Genomic DNA, 22,127 nt, shown 5'->3' on the forward strand with positions numbered 1-22,127 from the left:
AGTTTTTTTTGCTTCGTTTTTTCATCAATGGAAAAAATGAAGAAGAAGGACTCTTGAAAGTATACCGTTGGCAGCCCTACTGAACTGTCGATTGATAGAGGACGAAAATTTAGTTTACAATCTGTTAGGTTCGTTTGTAAACGAACACCCAAAAAGTACTCTAACTAAATACTATAATCATGGAAAATAGAAAAAGTCACTTATTGGAAGATATAGTGACAGACCATAAAACTGCATCAGAGATTTTGTATGATGCAGTGATTGTTGGTGCCGGTATTTCTGGGGCAATCATGGCCAATGAACTAAGCCAAAAGGGTTTTAAAGTACTTGTGGTTGAAGCAGGACCGGGTCAGGACCTCACTATTCCAGGCTATGAGGAATATGTAAATAGGTTTTATACCAATTTGGACAAGGACCCTAATGCACCTTACCCAGTGAACTCAAGTGCACCTATGCCACGCCCTCAAGATATCAAACCTTTGAAAAAAGGAGAAATTGATGATAGCGGTTACATTGTGCAAAAAGGGCCGGATGTTTTTGATGGAACATATGCAAAAGTCGTTGGAGGAACGACGATGCACTTTCAATCGAATACACCAAGAATGTTACCTGAGGATTTCGAAATGAAATCAACTTTTGACAAAGGTATCGATTGGCCAATGAAGTACGATGACCTGAAACCTTACTACCGCAGAGCGGAAAAGGAAATGGGTGTCGCGGCTAATGTAGAAGATCAAGCCTATGATGGTATGACTTTCGATGAAGGGTATGTTTTTCCTATGGAAGCGATGCCTCCAACATATTTGGACAAAGTAATTGCCGATACTGTAGATGGTACGGAAATTAATTTGGCGGGAGAAAAGCACAAATTGAAAGTACGTAACATTCCGCAAGGCCGTAATGGAATTCCAAATCCAAAATATAATAATGGGAAAGGTTTTGTTCCTGACGGGGCAGTAAGTGATCACCAAGCTGAAATTGGTGAGCGTTGCCAAGGGAACACCAACTGTACGCCGATTTGCCCTGTACAAGCAAAATATGACGCTAGAAAAACACTAGCAAAAGCATTGCATACAGATCAGGTAGATTTCTTGAATAAGACGATTGCCTCTAAAGTGATTGTTGACCCTACTACGGGTGAGGTTACTTCATTGGAAGTGAAATATTATGATGAAGTAGGTGCTGATCATTATGAGGTAGCTACTTTGAAAGCAAGGAAATTTATTTTGGCAGGTAATGCCATTGAAAATGCCCGTTTGATGTTGGCATCTGGTCTTAAAGGAGAAAGTGAGTTGATTGGTAAGAATTTGACAAATCATATTTACTTGTTCAACTGGGCCTTAATGCCAGAAAATGTAGGTGCTTTCAGAGGTACTCAAGGTACTTCAGGAATTGAAAACTTTAGAAGTGGTCAGTTCAGAAATGAGCAGGCGGCATTCCATATGGACATCATTAATAATGGATGGAACTTCGCAACTGGAGCTCCTTACAGTGATGTAGCAGACTTGGTAGACAACAAGAACAAATACGGAAAAGACCTTCGTAAAGGCTTGGTAGATAAAGTTTGCCGTCAAGTGCTTTTCACATTTATGGTGGAAATGACTGCTGATCCAAACAACGCTGTCACTGTTGATCCTCAATACAAAGACAAGTTTGGTAACCTTAAGCCTGTCGTCTCTTTCAAAATTCCGGAGTATACCTTAAACGGACTTCAGTATGGAAGAAAACTAGCGAAGAAGTTATTCCAGCAACTAGGAGCGGAGGATTATACAGAATACAATCCAACAGACTGGGGCTACATCATTCATAATGGAGAAGGTATTGTAGTCAGAGGTGGAAATCACTTCTCAGGTACACACATTATGGGAGATGACCCTAAAACTTCAGTAGTAGATACGAATCAGAAGTCGTGGGATCATCAAAATCTCTTCTTAGTAGGGTCAGGAAGTATGCCAACCATAGGAACTTCAAATACTACGCTAACGCTGGCGGCACTTTGCTATAAAACAGCAGATGCCATCACTAATGAATTAAACAACGAAAAAAATAACCAACAAAAAAAGGAACTAGATTATGTCTCTTAAGCCAATAAAAACTATTGACGACGTAAAGGATTATCTTTACGCAGGTATGCAATTAGAACATGCCACTATCCCAACGTACATCACTACGATGTATTCTATTCATCCTGATACAAACTTAGAAGCATATAACCTTATTCGTGTTATTGTGATTGAAGAGATGTTGCACCTTACTTTGGCGGCTAACATTTTGAATGCAGTAGGAGGCACGCCTGACATGAATAAAGAAGGTTTCTTACCAGAATTTCCAACTTATTTACCTAACGGTGAAACTGATTTTGAAGTAAGTTTAGCTCCTTTCTCTCATGAAGCAATAGATATGTTTTTAGAGATCGAGCGCCCTGCTAAACCAGAGGAAGAGCATACAGGTGTTCGTTTAAAGGCCGTTAATCCATCTCAAAAGAAATATTTATTGCCTTGTTTGAAAGATGAAAATGATCAGGATGTAAGCTATTACAGTATTGGTGATTTCTACAAGGCGATTGAAGAAGGTTTGGAAATGCTTTGTGATGAATTAGGAGAGGAAAATGTATTTGTTGGTGATAAGAGCAGACAAGTGACTCCAGAATATTACTACTCAGGAGGTGGTGATATTGTTCCTGTTTATGATTTAGAGAGTGCAAAAGAAGCAATCCGTTTAATTTCAGAACAAGGTGAAGGTTTTGAGGGAGGTATCTTTGATTATGAAGGCGAATTAGCTCATTACTATAGATTCCAGCAGTTGAAATTAGGAAAGTATTACCATAAAGGAGATCAAGCAGATGAGCCAACAGGTGAAGCATTAAGTATTGATTGGGATGCAGTTTACCCTATCAAGGTCAATGCTAAAATGGATGAATATCCGAAAGATTCTGAGCTGTACGCAGCCAATTTGAAGTTCAATCAATACTACAAGAACTTCATGGACAAAATCAACACGGCCTTCAATGGAAAGCCTGAAACATTGATTCCTGCTATTGGAGGTATGTTTATCATTAAGCAAATGGCTTATGAAATCATCAAAAACCCTATTCCTGGGCAGGAAGGTGTGAATGCTACCCCAACTTTTGAGGTAGATAAAGTAGAATTATTATCAGATGAAGAACTAAACGTAGTAACACCTCAACATGGATAAGGAAGCATTAGACATACACGGATATTTAAATGATGGAACTGTAAAGATTCCGAAGTTTAAGAAAATCACGTTAGCAGAGAATCAAAAAGATGGATATTGGATTTCTGCGATTGATATAAATGGCAATGGAAAACTGGATATTGTCACTTCTGGACTAGCAGAAGGTGAGGTAGTTTGGTACGAAAACCCTACTTGGGAAAAACGTTTAATTGCTAAATTTCCAGAACCTGTAGCGATTGACGTTGCTGATATTGCTGGTAACGGTCGTAAAGATTTGGTGATCTCTCATAACTTCGGAACGTGTGCTTTCTGGTGCCGACCTGAAGATGGTAAGATTTCTTGGTTGGAAAATCCAGGCAAGTACGAGGAAAATACACCTTGGAAACGTCATTTTGTAAGTGATCTTTTAGCGACACACAGAGTAAAGCTGGGTTATTTTACTCAGTCTGAAAATTTAGAGCTTTTGGGTATTCCTGTAGTGGGTTGTAAGCCTTACGGAGAAGGAATTCATCAGCCAATTGCGATGACACTTTTTGATCGTCCTAAAGATCCAACAAACGCTGGAGACTGGAAAGGAAGAGTGATCAATGATACTGATTTCCGATTAGTGCATGATGTTCTTTTAGGAAAATATGGTGGATATTCTGGTGAAAAGCACGATTCTATGTTGATCTGTAGTGAAGAAGGGTTGACTTGGTTCTACTACAATATTGAAACTGGAAAGTGGGATTCAGCCCCATTATCTGAAGGCGATCGTGAATATGAAGATATCGGATTTACAGGTTGTTCTAATATTGCTTACGGTAAATTGGGCGATGATCCATACGGCTACATGGTATCATTAGATCCATTCCATGGCAACAAATTGGCACTTTACACAAGAAGAAATAAAGGTGGTATTGCGGATGGACCTTGGACACGTAAAGTAATCGATACTTATGGTGATTTTGATGCTCAGGGACAAGGTGCCACTCACCACGTTATTTGTGCCGATTTTGATGGTGACGGTGATGACGAATTCTTAGTAGCACTAAGAGGTCCTATGCCAAACCAAGGTGTATATTACTATAAAGTGATTGACTTGGAGCAAGGATTGATAGAAAGATGGAGAGTATCTACTGCATCAGCTTCATTAATTGTAATCGGTGATTTCAACGGCGATGGTCGTTTAGACTTTGCAACGACGAGTTATTACACACCAGGATTTTTCCTTTGTGATAATGCTCAAGTGAACGTTTTCATTAACGATTTTGCATAGTCATGGCGGTTCACTTCGGACGTGACATTACCGGAAACCTAGAAACGGCTGAAGAAAGAGAGTTTCTAGTCACAAATGGTATTGGCGGCTACTGTTCAGGAACAGTAGCCGGTTCACTTACTCGTGGATACCACGGGCTTTTGGTGTCTTCTTTAAAACCGCCAATTGACCGTCGATTAATGCTTGCCAAGTTGGAAGAAACAATTACATACAGAGGGACAGCCTTTGCATTGACTTCCAACAGATGGCAAAACGGTGCCGTAGCCCCAGAGGGGTATAAAAACATTCAGACTTTCGCACTTGAAAGCTCAATCCCAACCTGGCAATATGCTTGTGCGGATGCTTTGATAGAAAAGAAAGTATGGATGAAATATGGAGAAAATACAACGTACGTGTCTTATGAAGTACTTGAAGCGGATGAAGTGGTTGAACTCCAAATCAGTGCAATTGTAGACAACAGAATTTTTCATAATACAGGACAAGTGGAATGGCCTGTGAATGTCTCAGCTATTCCATCAGGTGTAAAAATCACTTCCAATAATTCTTCTGATTTACCGCTTTACTTAAAGCTGGAAAATAGTTCTTGTACTATTTTCAATGAATTGTACCAGAATTTTCATTTAGAAGAAGAACTGAAGAGAGGGTTGAATGATACGGATTCACACGTACACCCTGCTACTTTTCAACTTCAGCTTTCAAAAGGTCAGCGCATCACTTTTGTAGCTTCTACAGAAGAAAATGCAACGGCCAGTGGAAATGATCTTTCTGAAAGAGTGAAAAGAGATGAAGCGGTAGTGAAGAAGTGGTTGAAAACACAAAAGCTGAAGAAAAATCAGGTTTCTGACTGGATGAAACAATTGGTTTTAGCTTCAGATCAGTTTGTGGTCAGCAGAGTGAGCCAAGATGATCAAAATGGCAGAAGTGTCATAGCAGGTTATCATTGGTTTGAAGATTGGGGCAGAGATACAATGATCAGTTTGACAGGCTTGACATTAGAGACAGGAAGGTTTGATGATGCATCAAAAATTCTGAAGACATTTGCTTTATACCTTAATGAAGGAATGTTGCCGAACCGCTTTCCTGATGTAAGCGACACACCTGAGTACAATACCATTGATGCTACACTTTGGTATTTCCAGGCGATTCATAATTACTATGAAAAGACCTCAGATTTAGCACTGATCAAAGAACTGTATCCGAAGTTACAGGATGTGGTGCATTGGCACATACAAGGCACACGATACAATATCAAAATGGATCCTCAAGATCACTTATTAAGTGGTGGCCAAGATGGCGTTCAATTGACTTGGATGGATGCTAAAGTGGGAAATCATGTTGTCACTCCAAGAATGGGGAAGCCTGTTGAAGTCAATGCACTTTGGTACAATGCCATTTGCGTGATGGATCGTTTTGCCCAACTTTTAGGTGATCAAGAATCCAATTACAATACATTAGCTGATAATATCAAACAAGGTTTTCAGCGTTTTTGGAATGATGAAAAACAATATTTGTTTGATGTATTAGATGGTCCAAATGGACACGAAGATTTACTTAGACCCAACCAGCTATTTACTATTTCTTTACCAGATTCTCCATTGAACGAAGAGCAACAAAAGAAAGTCGTTGATGTCTCCGCTGAGCATTTACTTACTTCTTTTGGTTTGCGTTCTTTAGCTCCATTTGAAAAGGAGTTTATCGGTTTCTATGGAGGAGGTCAATTCCACAGAGACAGTGCCTATCATCAAGGCACTGTTTGGGGTTGGTTACTAGGACCATTTGTAAGAGCACATCTAAAAGTCTATCAAGATAAAGACCGAGCTTATGATTTACTTATGCCGATTTCAGATCATTTGAATACATCTGGTTTGGGTACCATAAGTGAAATTTTTGATGGAGATGCTCCTTTCACACCGAAAGGCTGTATTGCACAGGCTTGGAGTGTTGCACAAATTATTGAAGCGTTTCATGCTATTGAAACCTTAACCACTACGTCTCAATCTCAACATAATTTAGTATCAGCATGACATTGAATAAAGAACAAGAAAGACTAGCAAAAGCCTACTCTACTCAACAAGATCATGAAGAGTGGCTGGAGTGGGGACCCTATTTATCCGAACGTCAATGGGGAACTGTAAGAGAAGATTACAGTTCTGATGGTAATGCTTGGGATTATTTTCCACACGATCAAGCAAGGTCAAGAGCCTACCGTTGGGGGGAAGATGGATTGGCAGGAATTTCAGATCCAAAACAGAAGCTATGTTTTGCCTTAAGTCTTTGGAATGGAAATGATCCTATTCTAAAAGAAAGATTATTTGGTTTGACCAACAGCGAGGGAAATCATGGTGAGGATGTAAAAGAATATTACTTCTATCAAGATAATACACCTACTCATAGTTATATGAAGTGGTTGTATAAATACCCTCAAAAAGCATTTCCTTATCAAGATCTAATTGATGAAAATGCGAGAAGAAAGCAGTTTCCTCATTCTATGGAATATGAGTTGATTGATACAGGTATTTTTGAGGAAGACCGTTACTTTGATGTACAAGTAGAGTATGCAAAATCTTCTCCTACTGATGTATTGGTAAAGATTAAAGTGACGAATCATGGTCCTGATAAAGCACCGATTCACCTTTTGCCTACATTATGGTTTAGGAATACTTGGTCATGGTTTTTTGATGTAAAAGAACCTGTGATTGAAGGTGTAACAAAGGGGAATGTTGGGATACTAAAAGCGAGTTCTGATGCGGATGGAAGCACAGATGAAATGGCTTTATATTGTGAAAATCCTGAGGAGCTTTTCTTTGTCGATAATGAAACGAATAATAAAAAGCTTTTCAATTCTGAAAATAAAACAAAGTACCCCAAAGACGGTATCAATGATCATTTGATTCATGGTACAGCTTCAGTAAACCCAGAGTTGAAGGGATCTAAATCAAGTGCTTATTATTACTTCGAGCTAGAAAGTGGAGCATCGCAAGAAATCAATTTAAGATTTACTGCGGATTTAGATAATCAAGTTCCATTTGGTGATGCTTTCGAAAAAGTGTTTACTGATAGAATTGCGGAAGCAGATACTTTTTATGAAAATATTTCTCCTACTACTTTATCGGATGAGCAGAAGATGATCCAACGTCAGGCGTATGCTGGTATGTTGTGGAGCAAGCAGTATTACTTGTATGTAGTTTCTGATTGGTTGAAAGGAGATCCTGTTGGACCTACACCTCCTGAAAGTAGAAACCGGAATAAAGAGTGGAGTCACTTCTATGCGGATAACATCTTAACGATGCCTGATAAATGGGAATATCCTTGGTTTGCGGCTTGGGATTTATGTTTCCAAACGGTGGTGTTCTCAAGAGTGGATATTGAGTTTGCGAAGAAGCAATTACTCTTCTTATCACATGAATGGTATATGTCTCCGAAAGGTGCCATTCCTGCTTATGAATGGTCGTTTAGTGATATCAACCCTCCATTACATGCGTGGGCTGCACTGAAAATCTATGAAATAGATAAGGAACTGAACGGTGATAAAGCTGATACTCAATTTTTGGCTGATATTTTCAGACACTGTTTGATGAACTTCACTTGGTGGGTGAATCAAGTGGATAAGGACAACAACAACTTGTTTGAAGGAGGATTCCTAGGTTTGGATAATATCTCTATCATCAACAGAAGTGATCTTTCTAACCTGGAACAACGATTAGGTGTAGGAGTGAATATGAATCAATCTGACGGTACAAGTTGGGTAGGAATGTTCTGTCTGAAAATGATGGATATTGCGAATGTATTGAGTGTAGAAAACCATTCAGAATACGCTCATTTAGTAAGTAAGTTCTTCCAACACTTTGTGTTTGTAGCAGATGCCATGAACATGAATAGAACGGAGTGCAATATCAATTTATGGGATGATGAGGACGAGTTCTATTATGACTTCCTTACGGTTTATGAACAACCAACTAAGTATCATTCTGTAAAGCTGAGATCTTTGGTGGGTGTGATTGCTTTATTCCCAGTTGCTACTATTGATTTTACAAAGTTAGAAAAACATAGTGCTAAATCTTTACAGGAAAGGTTGGATTGGTTCTTAGACAAGCATCCAGAATTGTTAGACTTGGTAAAAACCACTTCTGAGAAAGACAAGAATAAGATGTTATTGTCATTTGTGAACCCAGAAAGGCTGGTGAAAATACTATTAAGAGTATTTGATGAGCTCGAATTCTTAAGCCCACATGGTATCCGTGGTATTTCAAAAGTATATGAAGACAATCCGTATACTTTGGATTTACAGCGTAATAATGTGACACTTCAAGAGCAATATGCACCAGCAGAGTCTTTGAATCAGGCCTTTGGTGGTAATTCCAATTGGAGAGGACCTGTATGGTTCCCGATCAACTTCTTGTTGATTGAAACACTATTAAAATACAATGAATTCTTAGGGGAAGATTTTCAAGTGGAATACCCTTCGAAGTCAGGAAATATGATGCATCTCGGCGATATCGCCAAAGATCTTTCGAAGCGCTTGATTGGCATTTTTGAAAAAGATCAAAATGGCAACCGTCCAGTATTTGGAGGAAATCAAACCTTTCAAAAGGATGAAAGATGGAACAACAATATTCTGTTCTATGAATATTTCCACGGTGATATCGGTGCTGGTATCGGTGCATCACATCAAACAGGTTGGACAGGCTTGGTCGCTGAATTACTTCAAACTCTTAAATAACGAAAACAATGAAAACTCCATTTAATAAAGAAAAAGTATATATAGGAATTACACCTACATCATGGTGGAACGATGACTTTTTAGACATCGATATTGGAATTCCATTTGAACAATGTGTATCTGAAATGGCTTTGGCCGGCTATGAAGGTTGTAGTGTGGGGCACAAATATCCCAAGGATCCTGAAGTATTGAAATATGCTTTAGACATCAGAGGACTTCGCGTTTCTGAACCTTGGACAAGTACTTATTTTACGATCAAAGATATGTATGATAAGACAGTAGAGGACTTCAATAAGTCACTGGAATTTATCAAGTCTATGGGTGGAACGGACATCGTGGTTGCTGAATTGGGAGGCTCTTCACATCAACAGCCTATCGCATTGAAAGCCAACAAAGCAGTATTTAATGATGAGCAATGGCAGGCATTGGCAGATGGATTGAACCACATTGGTAAAATTGCTACTGACAATGGTATGAACTTATGTTATCACCATCATATGGGAACAGGTGTCATGACTAGACCTGAAGTAGACCGTTTGATGGAAATGACAAATCCAGCCTTTGTTCATTTATTATTTGATACAGGACACATTCGTTTTGCAGGTGGAGATCCATTAGAGATGGCGATGGATTATGCACATCGTATCAAACACGTTCACCTGAAAAATATTCGTCAACCAATCATGAATCAGTCAGACGAGCAAGGAATGTCATTCAAAGAATCCATTGAAGAGGGCATTTTCACAGTTCCTGGTGATGAAGAAGGTTGCATTGACTTTGAACCTATTTTTGAAACATTAGCTGAAAATAATTTCGAAGGTTGGTTAGTGGTTGAAGCAGAACAAAATCCTGCGAACGCTTATCCTTTGAAATATGCTAAAATGGGTAGAGAATACATCAAAAGAGTAACGGGAATATAAAATGTAATTGTGTGTTCATTGTCATTATGGTAATGACTTATTGTATGAGCATATTGGACTCCCTACGAGAATTTTTCTTGTGGGGAGTTTTTTGTATTATTGATTAACGTAATTAAACAGCTTAAAAGTACCCTACGTCGTACGAATTAATGTGCGATTGTGATTCACTAAATAAAGCTTTGAGCTGTTAAAACTAAAAACAATATATGACTGAAGAGATAATACTGATCGTTTTTACAACCTTTGTGACCGGATTCCTCGCCTTCAAATCTAAATTTCCACCACTAGTTGGATTCTTGATTGCAGGTTTTGTATTACATGCTTTTGGTGTAGAAAGTAATGAAATTATTCAATGGCTGGCCGATACGGGTGTTACCCTTTTACTCTTTACAATAGGTTTGAAACTCGATATCAAAATGCTGATTGGAAAGCATATTTGGTTGAGTGCTTTAATGCATAACCTAGGGACAACACTTTACTTCTTTTTAGCTTTGTGGGGGCTTCAAGTGATGGGGATTGATTTGTTAGCGTCATTAGGTTACATAGAACTGCTTTTGGTGGCTTTTGCCTTATCATTTTCAAGCACAGTTTTCGCCATCAAAACCTTGCAGGAAAAAGGAGTGATGAATGCCATTTATGGTGCTCTTTCTATTGGAGTTCTTGTTATGCAAGACATTTTTGCAGTAGTCTTTATGACGGTTTCAACAGGCAAAGTACCAGAAGTATGGGCAGTATTATTATTTGGACTGCCTTTATTGAGACCTCTATTTTATAAAGTCATGAATATAGTGGAACATGGAGAAATGCTAGTAATATTCGGTATTTTCATGTGTTTTGTAATGGGATCAGGACTTTTTGCAGAGGCAGGGTTAAAGCCAGATTTAGGAGCATTGATTATAGGTGTATTATTAGCAGGACACCCTAAAGCCTCTGAATTATCAAAATCACTTTTCAACATCAAGGAACTTCTATTGGTTTGTTTTTTCTTGGATATTGGATTATCCGCTTCTTTAAGTACTTCTGCAATTATCTTCGCTTTCGTTCTTGTTTTATTGCTTCCAGTAAAAGGTTGGTTGTACTTTAGAATTTTTGATCTCTTCAACTTCAGAGTAAGAACTTCCGTGTTCAGTGCTTTGACTTTGATGAATTACAGTGAGTTTGGGTTGATTGTAGGAGGATTGGGTTACAAGTTTGGGTGGATCTCAGGTGAATTGTTAGTGAGCATTGCAGTAGCTGTTTCCTTATCATTTATCATTGCTTCGCCTATCAATAATTGGAGTAATGAGGTGTATCAATTCTTGGCTAGAATCAAAAAAGAAAATAGCCGTCTGAACAAGATGGATCAGATGCTTAACATAGGAAAATCTAAGATTCTGATTTTAGGAATGGGTCGAATTGGTACAGGTATTTATGATGAAATTAATAGGGTTTATCAAGATGCTGTTTTAGGTGTAGATGTAAAAGAAAGTGCTATTGAATCTCAAATTGAAGAAGGTAGAAATGTCATTCAAGGCGATGCAGTAGACTGGGATTTCTGGCACAGAATTAAAGATATCAATCAGTTTGAAATGATTCTTTTTGCTATGCCACATCATCACTGTAATGATTTAGCTTTTAGACAGCTGAAACAGATGAATTATAAAGGAAAGACAGCGGCAATTGTGGAATATGCAGATCAAATTGATCAATTGAAAGCAGAAGGTGTGGATGCCGTTTATAATGTATATAGAGAGGCCGGAAAAGGTTTCGCACAGCATGTCATTGAGCATTTTTCTGATAATGCAATTTCAATCGCTTATAAAGCGACAAATTAAAAAAGTTTCGTGCATCATAGTTTTGGCCTCGATGTACGAAACTTTTTTATTCCCTTTTTTTATTACTTCACGCTCACATGGTAAATAGCATCGCCTTTATTGACATTGGGAGCAGTATTTAACCCAAAAATAGAGCAATCAGAAGGAGCGTAAATTTTCTTTTCAAATTCACCAAATGGATCTGAAATACGACCAATTAATTGTTTTTTGACCACATGTGCTCCGTTTTCCACCATTGATTCAAAAATACCAGAATAGGGAGCTCTGAGCCATTTGCTTTTTTTGATATAAACTGGGTCATATTTGATTTCAGTTTCGCCCTCTTGCATTTTGAGGTGTTTCATCACGTTTAATGCTCCATTGACACCAATGTTGATGACATCATCATCTAGATGTAGAGATTTTCCACCTTCAAAAAGAATAATGGTTTTCCCCATTTTATGGATAGTTTCCCGAATTGATTTATGAATGTATTTTGAGTGCATCATATAAGGAGCACCAAATGCACTTGCAAGCTCAAACTCTTCCTTATTATCAAAATTGCAACGGATGTTAGGGTAGTTGCTTCTGTCAGCACCTCCAGTGTGGAAATCCAAAACATAGTCTACATAGGGAGCAATTTCTTTTGTGAAAGTGTAAGCAAATTGACTTGCCAAGGAACCTCTTTTTGAACCTGGGAACATTCTGTTTAAATCCCTTCCATCAGGAAAAGCTCTTGTCAAATTGAGGTAGCCAAAAACGTTGAAAACAGGAATACAGATTACTGTTCCGCTTTTAGGTTTATGGTATTTTTTTCTGATGATATCACGAACTATGGCCACCCCATTAGATTCATCACCATGTACACCGCCAAGGAGTAAAAGAACAGGACCGTCCTTTTTTCCTCTTTCCACAATCACAGGTACTTTCAAGCTATTGCGAGTATGCAATTTAGCCACTTCAAGCTCTAAGACAGCATCTTTACCTTTCTTGATTTCTGTTCCTAAAAGAACAAATTTATCACTAGCCATTTTATTAAAACTATATTGAGAGCTAGTGATACGCTATTTAAAATCAGTAGGTTGCGAAGTGAAATGAGAAAAAATATTAAAATTTCACTTTGTTGAATAAATACATTTTTTTGGAGAAAAAACTAGGCTATTCATTAATCAAAATAGCACTTGATTTAAAAGAAAAACCATGCTGACTGAAGTTACCAATATTAATCGCTTCGATCAGTGCTTTGTTTTTGGGAGTAGAAGTTGTACCATATTCCACTATAAAATTAGCACCCACGCCACCTAAATTTTCTCTTTTTTCTACAATATATTCAGCAGATTCAAGCGGTTTTAATTCCAAAGTCTCTCCTTTAAGGTAGTTGCGAAGCAGTTTTCCATTACTGTCATAATAATCTGCAGTAGTGAAGTAAAGAGTGTCAGTGGTACTAACATTCCTTAAACTCAAAATCACAGTGCATTGGAATTTATCATTCCCTTCCTGATAATATAAATCAGAATAAGCCGCTACATAATATTTCTCTTTAAAAGTAAGTGAGGGAGTTTCACTAGGTTTTATAATTTTAGTAGTCAGATCTTCAGAAACTAAAGAAACTTGCTTTTTCTCACAAGAAGTGAAAGCAATTAAAAAAATAAGGAATATAGAAATACGACTCATGTTCAAATAGTTTTGTGTTGTTGCAGTACGAAGATGTAGGTCTAAGTACTTGTCAAACGAAAATAGAAAGAAAAAGCATTATTTTAAAGAAAATGACCTCATCAGATGATACTCATGAGGTCATTCGTGAAAATTGAAATTAAGAGTGATATAAACTAATCATAAATCTCATTGATTTCACTTTCATATTTTTTGTTGATGATTTTTCTTTTCGGCTTCAAAGTAGGCGTTACCTCTCCCGTTTCCACCGTCCATTCATTCTCCAATAACTTGAACTTCTGAATCTTTTCCCAACGGGCAAAATCTATATTTGCTTTTTGGATTTCCTTCTTGAATTTATTGAAGACCTGATTGTTTTTGATCAGTTCTTGTTTGGTATCAAAAGCAATTTGCTGTTCTTGAGACCATCTTTCTAAAGCTTCGAAATTAGGTACAATCAGAGCAGATGCAAATTTTTGGTTACTGCCAATAACGGCTACTTGTTCAATGAAGAACGATTCTTTCAGTTTATTCTCTAAAAGCTGAGGAGCGATATATTTTCCGGCTGAAGTTTTGAATAATTCTTTTTTACGGTCCGTAATTTTTAAGAATTTCCCATCTACGAGCTCACCAATATCACCGGTATGTAACCAACCATCAACGACAGTTTCAGCCGTCAATTCGGGTTGCTTATAATAACCTTTCATAATGTTAGGGCCTTTAATAAGAATCTCACCATCACTTGCAATTTTCACATCAATTCCCTCTAAAGTAGGTCCAACAGTACCCACCATCATATTTTCAGGAGTAATACGATTGACACAAACCACTGGAGACGCTTCAGACATGCCATAGCCTTCACATACTTTGATTCCTGCTGCCCAAAAAGAACGAATTAGTCTTGGCTGAAGAGCAGCAGCTCCTACATTCATATTTTTAATATTGCCACCGAGGGCTTCACGCCATTTGCTGAATACTAATGAATCTGCAATTTTGTGTTGTACTTTTTGCCAGAAAGACTGTTTTTCCCTCGGGTCATATTTCAGTCCGAAGTTTAAGGCCCAGAAGAAGATGGCTTTTTTCAAACCTTTCGTTTCCATGCCTTTGCCTACGATAGTGTCGTATACTTTTTCCAATAAACGAGGTACAGTACAGAAAACATTAGGTTTTACCTCTTTCATGGCTTCGCCTACTTTAATCACGCTTTCTGCGTAATAAACAGACGTAGAGTTGTTGATATATGAAAAAACACTTGTACGTTCATAAACATGTGAGAGCGGTAAAAAGCTTAGTGCTTTTCCACTTCCTTCCTCTACAGGTAATGTTTTTGCGGCAGCAATTGCATTGGTGACCACATTTCTATGCGTGAGCATTACTCCTTTTGGAGGGCCAGTAGTGCCTGAAGTATACACGATGGTATATAAGTCTTCTTCTGCTATAGTTTGCTTTACTTGAGCGAGTTGTAGCCCTTCTTCTTCAGAAATGTCTTTTAAGAAGGATCTCCAAGATTGAACACCTTCAATGTCCTCAAAAGAAAAAATATCTTCCAATGATGTCAATTTATCTTGAATAGACTTGATTTTCTTTACAAGAGCATTGGTTTCAATAAAAGCAATTTTAATCTCCGCGTGATTGAAAATGTAATTGTAATCTTCAATGGTAATAGTAGGGTAAATGGGTACAGCCACTGCTCCAATTTGAGAGCAAGCCAAATCAATAAAGTTCCATTCTGGTCTATTTTCAGAAACAATAGCGATTTTGTCTCCTTTTTGAATACCATATTGCAATAGGGAATTGCTTACTTGATTGATGATATGAAGAACATCATCAGTGGAGTAAGTTTTCCATGTTCCTTTTTCTTTAGCAGCCAAGCAGACGTCAATACCGTTGTATTTACGTTTTTGCTGTTCAATAAAATCAAAAACTCTTGTTGGTTTCATATGGTTCGTTGTGATAAGTACAACAGTACTTAAGAATTGAAATTTATGTCTTATAAGAGGGTATGTGCAATACTATGTTTTACAAATAAACATAATATTTTCCCTGAAATACGATGATTTACGTTAAGCTTTTTGAACAAGAAACGGTTCATCATCAATTAAATGATACTATTCAAAGGTAAAATTATACTATTTAAATGAGAATTCATTCATTCATATCTTTTTTGAGATCCAAAGTATTACTTATTTTTCCAATATCTTTGTGGTGGAACAATAAACTATCAAACTAATTTAAACGCTACAAAATGTCTACATTGGATAAAAAGAAACATTGGGAAAATATTTATGAAACGAAACCATTGGAAAGTGTAAGCTGGTATCAGCCTACTCCAATTTCCTCTCTGGATTTTATAGAGAGGTCATTTTTAGCTCCTGATGATAAAATCATAGATGTTGGTGGGGGAGATAGTTTACTTGTAGATCATTTATTGGAAAAGGGATTTCAAGATATTACCGTTTTAGATATTTCAGGAAAAGCACTACAAAGAGCAAAGGAAAGATTGGGAGAGAAAACATCAAAAGTAAACTGGATAGAAGCTGATGCGTCTCGTTTTGAATCAGATGAACAGTTTGCTTTCTGGCATGACCGTGCTGCGTTTCATTTTCTGACTTCTAAAGAAGACATTAATAATTATAAAAATGTAGTTTCAAAAATGATCAAAACAGATGGAGTGCTATTGATTGGTACATTCTCAGAAAATGGACCGGAAAAGTGCAGTGGTATTCCTATTCAACAGTATACTGCAGAAAGCTTGGCTAGATTATTTGAAGATGATTTTGACTTGGTTAATACACAGATTATAGATCATAAAACACCCTTTGATACATTGCAGAATTTTGTTTTCTGCTGTTTCAGGAAGAAATAATTCAAAAAAAACTCCTTTAGGGAAAGTCGCCTAAAGGAGTTTAGTCATTATTTTTCTTCATATAAATTAATTAGGTAGGTTCATCTGTAACTCAGAAAACCCCTGATATGTTTTAAGTAATTCTATGACATAATGATTTTTTCCTTTTAGGTAATGTTCTAGTGGTAAACTTTGGTCATATTCTTTTATAAAACCGGCATCCTCCAAATCTTCCCAAAGGATTTCTTTAAAGGCCATTGACCAAGTGTTGAAATTTCTCTCCTCAATGGTTCCAGAATAGATTTTTTGAACACTTTTATGACGGTCATCTCTTTTGATTTTAGCGTATAACTCTTCTACAACACTTTCATCTCCTTCAAGTACTTGAATGAATTTATCTTCTAGTAAGACTAACAGTCCTGTTAGTTGCTTGAGGACATTGTTTTTTCTACTCAAAATAAGTATTTCACGCAATATATCATCATCTAGTGAAACTTCACGAGTGCTTACATAACATAGGCAATACATAGTGTTTAACTGGTTTAATTAGTAAGTAATTGAGAAATAGTTGTTGGAACAATATAATAACTTTGAGTGTTAATCTTTTTCACTATCGTAGGTTAAGTTCTTAATTAAATAGAATGTGAAATCTTATCTTTTAAAGATTATATTTTATAGAAACTTCTTTTGGGGTAATATTGAATTTTTCTTTAAAGTTTTCTGAAAAGTTTGAAAGGCTTTTATAACCAAAATGTCTTGCCACATCAGATACAGAAACTTGCTGATTTTCCAACATTTTATAGGCCAATTCAAGACGATAATTGGAATGAAAACGAGGGATTGTAGTGCCAAATACACTACCGAAATCTCTTTTAAGTTTTGAAACCGAAACACCATACTTTTCGGCAATAGAAGTTAGAGAAGGGGTATTGTCATAAAGAGCAGTTAATTCTTCTTTGATCATTTGCATTCTTTTGATGTCCTCAATATGGAGATTGTTATTTCTCTGACTTTGATTCTCCCTCCTGATGATCTGATCTAGAAAAAGTCCTGTAGCTTCAACGGATCTCGCTAAAATCAAACTATTTTTCAGAGGAGGAGTCATTTCATCATTTAGACTGAAGAGGTCATCAATAAGAAGATTGATTTTTGGAGATGAAATTTCATATATCACCCAAGGGTTGGCTGGATCAAAAACTTTTCCAATATGCACTTTCATATGTGACATGTAATTATTGAAATAGTCTTCAGATATTCTTACAGTTACCCATTTGCTATTATCTCTTTTTTTGGCCTTCATATTCAAGAAAATACTTGTACTCTGCATACTCATCATAGTGACGAGTTCTGTTGGTTTTTGATTTTCTTCAGGTGTTTTTGGAGAGACACTCCCTTTGTATTCAAACTGAAAATAGATGTACTTTTTTTCCCCTTGATCACTCAACACATCAACTTCTATATCACTTTTATACCTTACACTATGTATCCCAATTTCAATCCCGTTAAAAGGTAAAAACCATTCATAGTATAGTTCCACTAAATGATTATTAATATGTAACGTATTTTCTTTAGAAGGCTCTTTACCCAATCTGTCAGCAAGCTGTTCTGCTACCTCTGCAACCGAACCTGTATGTATTGTGATTTTCTCCATAAATGTGCAATGACTCATTAATTCAATATGAAAATACAACAAAAAATGAGACATCAATAGGAATTGAACTAACAGCGATACCCTTTGAACTAATGAAAGTAATCTAATGTGCTGATTGGAGGGTTTAAGTAGAATGTAAATCAATCCAATATTAAAATGAAAAAGAAAATACTAGAGGTATTAGGTACCGCATTATTGCTACAGTCAGGAATTCAATCAGCATTTGCTCAGGTCCCCCTATCAGAAGCGACATTAGAAGGTGATGAAATCATCGAAACAGTTTATGGAAATATTGAGTTGGAACACAACTTCATCACAAAAGGAGAGCAGGAATTGTTTGATATTATGGACTTCCAGCGTGCTTCTCAAGCCTATATTTGGTCTACGCCAATTGTTTCTATGAAAACATGGGGGCTTCAGGAAGATAAAGCTTACGATGTTGCGGGGTTAGAAAACTTTGTGGTTTTAAAATCTTTGAAGGAGAAAAGAGGTATTGTAACCGGCAACCTTACTACGCCTTACATTTTTACTTTTTCCAATTTGAAAGATGGAGCAGTGAAGTTGCAATATCCTAAAGGAATGACAGCAGGTGGTTTTCTGGATTTATGGCAGAGACCGGTGGCGGATTTAGGTTTGACGGGTCCTGATAAAGGAAAAGGTGGAACTTATATTATCTGCGGTCCCAATGATGATCCAACGAATTATGAAGGACAAGCTGATTTTATTGTTCAATCGGCTACAAATAATTTCTTTATCGGATTAAGAATATTAGCAGAAGATCCTAAAGCAGTAGAGACTTTTAAAAATGAATTAAAATTAGGGAAGGTAAACGCACCATTGAAAGATGCTACTTTTGCTGAAGATAAAGATGTAGAATGGTCAGCAACTGCACCAAGAGGGTTGGCTTATTGGGAAACTTTACACACCATCATTAATGAAGAGCCAGTAAGAGAACAGGACAAAGCTTGGATTGCGATGTTGAAACCAATAGGTGTAGAAATTGGCAAACCTTTTAACCCGACAAAAAAGCAAGAAGAGATTTTAGTAAAAGCGGGAAATATGGGAGAGTTGATGTTGAGAAATCTTCAAACTAACCCTCGTTTCAGTACACCTTACTGGGAAGGTACCAACTGGTACAAATCGTTTGATTTCAATATTCCTCAGAGTAATGAAATGATGGTTTACCTCGATGAAAGAGCGGTTTGGTATTATGAAGCTGTCAGTTCTACGAAAGGAATGGTGGAACCTTCTCCAGGGTATGGTCAGATCTATATGACATCAAAAAGAGATGAAAACGGTGAGTTATTAAGGGCTGATAAAACGTACAAGTTGCACGTGCCAGCAGATGTTCCTGTTGATCAGTTTTGGTCAGTGACGTTGTACTCTGAAAATACACGTAGACCTTATGACAATGGTGGACAAGAAATTTCAGATGTAGGTATAAATTCAAGAAGAACTGATGTGACGTATAATGAAGATGGTTCAATAGATCTTTACATAGGTGCTGAGTGTCCCAAAGGTGTTAATCCAGCTAACTATCTAAAAACTGTCGGTAATGATGGATGGTTTATTTACTTCCGTCTTTACGCTCCAAGAGAAGCATTTTTCAATAAGTCTTTCCAATTAGATGACTGGGAAGTGGTGACTACTGGTTTAAGCAAGTAAGTATTAGCTTTTATTCTTTACCCAACTACATTTATTATTCTTATCATTTTTATATGCAAAAACTTAAAAATGATAAAGTTAAGTAAAATAAAAGGAGAGATTTTTTAAGTCTCTCCTTTGTTTTTATAATGCTTTGTCTAATTCTTAGAAAGTAAAATTCAAACCTGCTTGACCACCTACCCAAATAGCTGTTCTAGTTCCATGGTCTGAAGTTTCATCATAGAATGCATGTTCTGGAACATCTAAAGTACCAGCAGTTTCATTACCATTTAATTTGTAATCAGTAGTGTAAACATTCAATGAAGGACCAGCATAGATGCTGATATTTTTTGCCAATTTCACTTGAACATTCAAATCAGCTTTGTTTAATAAGTTCAGACCAGTGTCTTTCCAAGTATTATCGTGTACAACTTGGTTAGCAGAAAGGTCTAATGCTAAGTTTACTCTTTTTGCTAGTTCAAGTTGAGTACCAAAACCAGCACCAAAAGTATTGACATTTTTGTCGTTATATTGAGTATAACCTGCTTTGAAGATTGTATAGAATTTTTGCGTACCCATCTTGAAGTTTACATTACCCCATACTGTTTCTCCTACACCCACTTCTACCGCATAGTATCCGTTTTTTACCACGTTAATCAAACCAATTGGAGTACCTTTAGCTCCATCTTTTACGACGTTGATTAAACCAATTTGAGCACCATTTAAGCTATCAGTATAGTTTACTAAACCTACTTGAGCACCTTTGAGGTTGCCTCTTACTGTATTGATCAAACCAATTTGAGCACCATTCATGTCGCCACCAGAAATATTGGAGATACCAGAAATTTGAGCACCATTTACTTCATTATTTGTATAGTTATTGATACCTGCTAATTGCAAACCTCTAGCTGAAGAAGTATTTAAGTTGGTAATACCAGAAATAACAAGCCCGTTGCTTTCGCCTCTTGTAACGTTTGTAATGCCCGCTATTTGACCACCTCTTACATCTCCATTATTAACATTAGCAATACCTCCCAGCTCAAAGTAATTAACACCACCATTAACACCCCAAAGCACATTGAAAGATCCATCACTTGCTACTTGTGTATTTGTACCGTTAATTCCTAAAGGGTATAAAAATGAAATTTGAAAAGGTCTCGAATTTTTCTCTTGAGCAAAAACAGATGATGTGATGAATAAAAATGCGAAAAGGTTAAAAATTAGATTTTTCATTTGATTATATATTTAGATATTTTTTGTTTCGAATTAATTGGAATAGGAGGCTGACTTCACTTGACGTCATGAGTAGAAGTCTTTTTTCCTGCTTCCGGTATAATGACCCGTGTTTGAAGGTTTACCCCTATTCTTTTTTGAAAAAAAATCTAATTATTTTTTAATCAGATGAAAATGAATGATTTATAATGAAAAAGAGGCCGGTTATTTTTCAATAACCGGCCTCTAATTGTCAATTGTTTCTTTGTTTACATAGAAAGAAGGCTTTCTCTTAATGATGCATCAATTGGAGTATTTCCCAAATAGATGTTCATTAGAGCTTTTTTGAATGCTTTATTATCAGTTTTGAATAGTTGCTCTCCGTTTTTGAAGAGAGTTACTTGATTGTTCTTACTGATAATTCTGAAGTGGTCGCCTTTTTCAATCAAATCACCAAAAGAGGCAATGTATTCTTTAATATCATCACTGATACTATCTACATTTCCTAAGTTCGATTTGTTGAAAGCTTCACCAAATAGTTTTTCTACTGTTGTCACTTGAGAAGTTATGATTTTATCATGTTTTCTTAAGTCAGAAATAAACTGTTTTTCATCAGCAGAAGCATTAAGATCTGCTTTTAGATCTTTGGCGTATGCTGTTTTGATTTTTTTGACAGTAGTTTCAGATTGTAAGTAATTAGAAGTCATTACAAGGTCAATTACTTTTAAATCATCACTGTAGATTAAACTAATGGCATCATCTGTTGGTTGTTCAACATACAAAGCACAAGAGAATACTTTTTTTAGCCCCTTTGAGAATGAACCATAACCATTACTTTGTAATGATTGGTTACTGACATTTATTTTCTCAGGAAATTCAACCTCATTAAAAAAGTCAGTTTTGAAAGTAGGTTGGTCTTGTGCGTGAAGTTGAAGTGAAATGAATAATAAAACAATGCTTAGAAAGTTAAGACGATAAACATTTTTCATGGAAGTTCACTTTTTATTTAAAAAATGGAGTTAATTCAAACGCAAAATCCAAATATTATATAACTATTCAAAGAAAAAATTAAACAATAATGTTAATGTTGTTGTATGTTTAAACGAATGTTGTTTAAATTTTTTGAATTGTAATTTCATTATACTAATATTGTTTAAACAAATAAATTACAAACAAATATTGTTTTTGTTTGAATTTGTAATGTATACTGTTTGAAAAATAAAATTCAATAATACC

Annotated in this window: 16 protein-coding genes; 9 read left to right on the top strand and 7 right to left on the bottom strand. The window is 36.4% G+C overall.

Annotated elements, in window-relative coordinates:
• Positions 1-179 precede the first annotated feature (179 nt).
• The 7 genes from PL77_RS17500 (at position 180) to PL77_RS17530 (ending at position 11,907) form a co-directional block, all read left to right on the top strand.
• Entirely contained in the window at positions 180-2,084 is a 1,905-nt protein-coding gene (locus PL77_RS17500) for a GMC family oxidoreductase (RefSeq protein WP_044208099.1), read from the top strand.
• Positions 2,074-3,195 (top strand): ferritin-like protein, encoded by a 1,122-nt coding sequence (locus PL77_RS17505; protein ID WP_044208100.1) that lies wholly within the window; start codon positions 2,074-2,076, stop codon positions 3,193-3,195. Before PL77_RS17500 ends, PL77_RS17505 begins: the two co-directional genes overlap by 11 nt.
• Positions 3,188-4,453, top strand: coding sequence for a VCBS repeat-containing protein (locus PL77_RS17510; protein ID WP_044208102.1), 1,266 nt, complete (start codon positions 3,188-3,190; stop codon positions 4,451-4,453). The genes PL77_RS17505 and PL77_RS17510 overlap by 8 nt, the downstream gene beginning before the upstream one ends.
• A gap of 2 nt (positions 4,454-4,455) precedes the next feature.
• On the top strand, positions 4,456-6,477 hold the full coding sequence (locus tag PL77_RS17515) for an amylo-alpha-1,6-glucosidase (RefSeq protein WP_044208103.1): 2,022 nt from the start codon (positions 4,456-4,458) through the stop codon (positions 6,475-6,477).
• Positions 6,474-9,173 carry a glucosidase gene (locus tag PL77_RS17520; protein ID WP_044208105.1) on the top strand — a complete coding sequence of 900 codons (2,700 nt, stop codon included), beginning with the start codon at positions 6,474-6,476 and terminating at the stop codon, positions 9,171-9,173. Before PL77_RS17515 ends, PL77_RS17520 begins: the two co-directional genes overlap by 4 nt.
• A gap of 8 nt (positions 9,174-9,181) precedes the next feature.
• Positions 9,182-10,093: a myo-inosose-2 dehydratase gene (iolE, locus tag PL77_RS17525; RefSeq protein WP_044208107.1), complete on the top strand. Its 912-nt coding sequence runs from the start codon at positions 9,182-9,184 to the stop codon at positions 10,091-10,093.
• Between the two features lie 206 nt (positions 10,094-10,299).
• On the top strand, positions 10,300-11,907 hold the full coding sequence (locus PL77_RS17530) for a cation:proton antiporter family protein (protein ID WP_044208109.1): 1,608 nt from the start codon (positions 10,300-10,302) through the stop codon (positions 11,905-11,907).
• Between the two features lie 62 nt (positions 11,908-11,969).
• On the opposite strand, the gene PL77_RS17535 is transcribed toward PL77_RS17530, so the two are convergent.
• From PL77_RS17535 to PL77_RS17545, 3 genes are all read right to left on the bottom strand, one after another.
• A complete protein-coding gene (locus tag PL77_RS17535) occupies positions 11,970-12,917 on the bottom strand; it encodes a succinylglutamate desuccinylase/aspartoacylase family protein (protein ID WP_044208111.1) in 948 nt (315 codons plus the stop codon).
• Positions 12,918-13,044: 127 nt separating this feature from the next.
• Positions 13,045-13,560, bottom strand: coding sequence for a DUF3124 domain-containing protein (locus tag PL77_RS17540; RefSeq protein ID WP_052444520.1), 516 nt, complete (start codon positions 13,558-13,560; stop codon positions 13,045-13,047).
• A 155-nt stretch (positions 13,561-13,715) separates the two neighbouring features.
• On the bottom strand, positions 13,716-15,479 hold the full coding sequence (locus PL77_RS17545) for a long-chain fatty acid--CoA ligase (protein WP_044208113.1): 1,764 nt from the start codon (positions 15,477-15,479) through the stop codon (positions 13,716-13,718).
• Between the two features lie 305 nt (positions 15,480-15,784).
• Between PL77_RS17545 and PL77_RS17550 the strand changes: the two genes are divergently transcribed.
• A complete protein-coding gene (locus PL77_RS17550) occupies positions 15,785-16,405 on the top strand; it encodes a class I SAM-dependent methyltransferase (protein WP_044208114.1) in 621 nt (206 codons plus the stop codon).
• A 66-nt stretch (positions 16,406-16,471) separates the two neighbouring features.
• On the opposite strand, the gene PL77_RS17555 is transcribed toward PL77_RS17550, so the two are convergent.
• Positions 16,472-16,912: a BLUF domain-containing protein gene (locus PL77_RS17555; protein WP_052444521.1), complete on the bottom strand. Its 441-nt coding sequence runs from the start codon at positions 16,910-16,912 to the stop codon at positions 16,472-16,474.
• 130 nt (positions 16,913-17,042) lie between these two features.
• Positions 17,043-18,035 (bottom strand): AraC family transcriptional regulator, encoded by a 993-nt coding sequence (locus PL77_RS30740; protein ID WP_052444522.1) that lies wholly within the window; start codon positions 18,033-18,035, stop codon positions 17,043-17,045.
• Positions 18,036-18,191: 156 nt separating this feature from the next.
• On the opposite strand from PL77_RS30740, the gene PL77_RS17565 reads away from it, so the two are divergent.
• Complete coding sequence (locus PL77_RS17565) at positions 18,192-19,700, top strand: DUF1254 domain-containing protein (protein ID WP_044208117.1); 1,509 nt, start codon at positions 18,192-18,194, stop codon at positions 19,698-19,700.
• 144 nt (positions 19,701-19,844) lie between these two features.
• On the opposite strand, the gene PL77_RS17570 is transcribed toward PL77_RS17565, so the two are convergent.
• Positions 19,845-20,912, bottom strand: a complete 1,068-nt coding sequence (locus PL77_RS17570) for an LA_2272 family surface repeat-containing protein (protein ID WP_044208119.1) — start codon at positions 20,910-20,912, stop codon at positions 19,845-19,847.
• A 248-nt stretch (positions 20,913-21,160) separates the two neighbouring features.
• On the bottom strand, positions 21,161-21,880 hold the full coding sequence (locus PL77_RS30745) for a chalcone isomerase family protein (RefSeq protein WP_052444523.1): 720 nt from the start codon (positions 21,878-21,880) through the stop codon (positions 21,161-21,163).
• Between the last annotated feature and the right edge of the window lie 247 nt (positions 21,881-22,127).

Origin of the sequence: Flammeovirga sp. OC4, from assembly GCF_000812565.1 — a bacterium.
Classification (GTDB): Bacteria; Bacteroidota; Bacteroidia; order Cytophagales; family Flammeovirgaceae; genus Flammeovirga.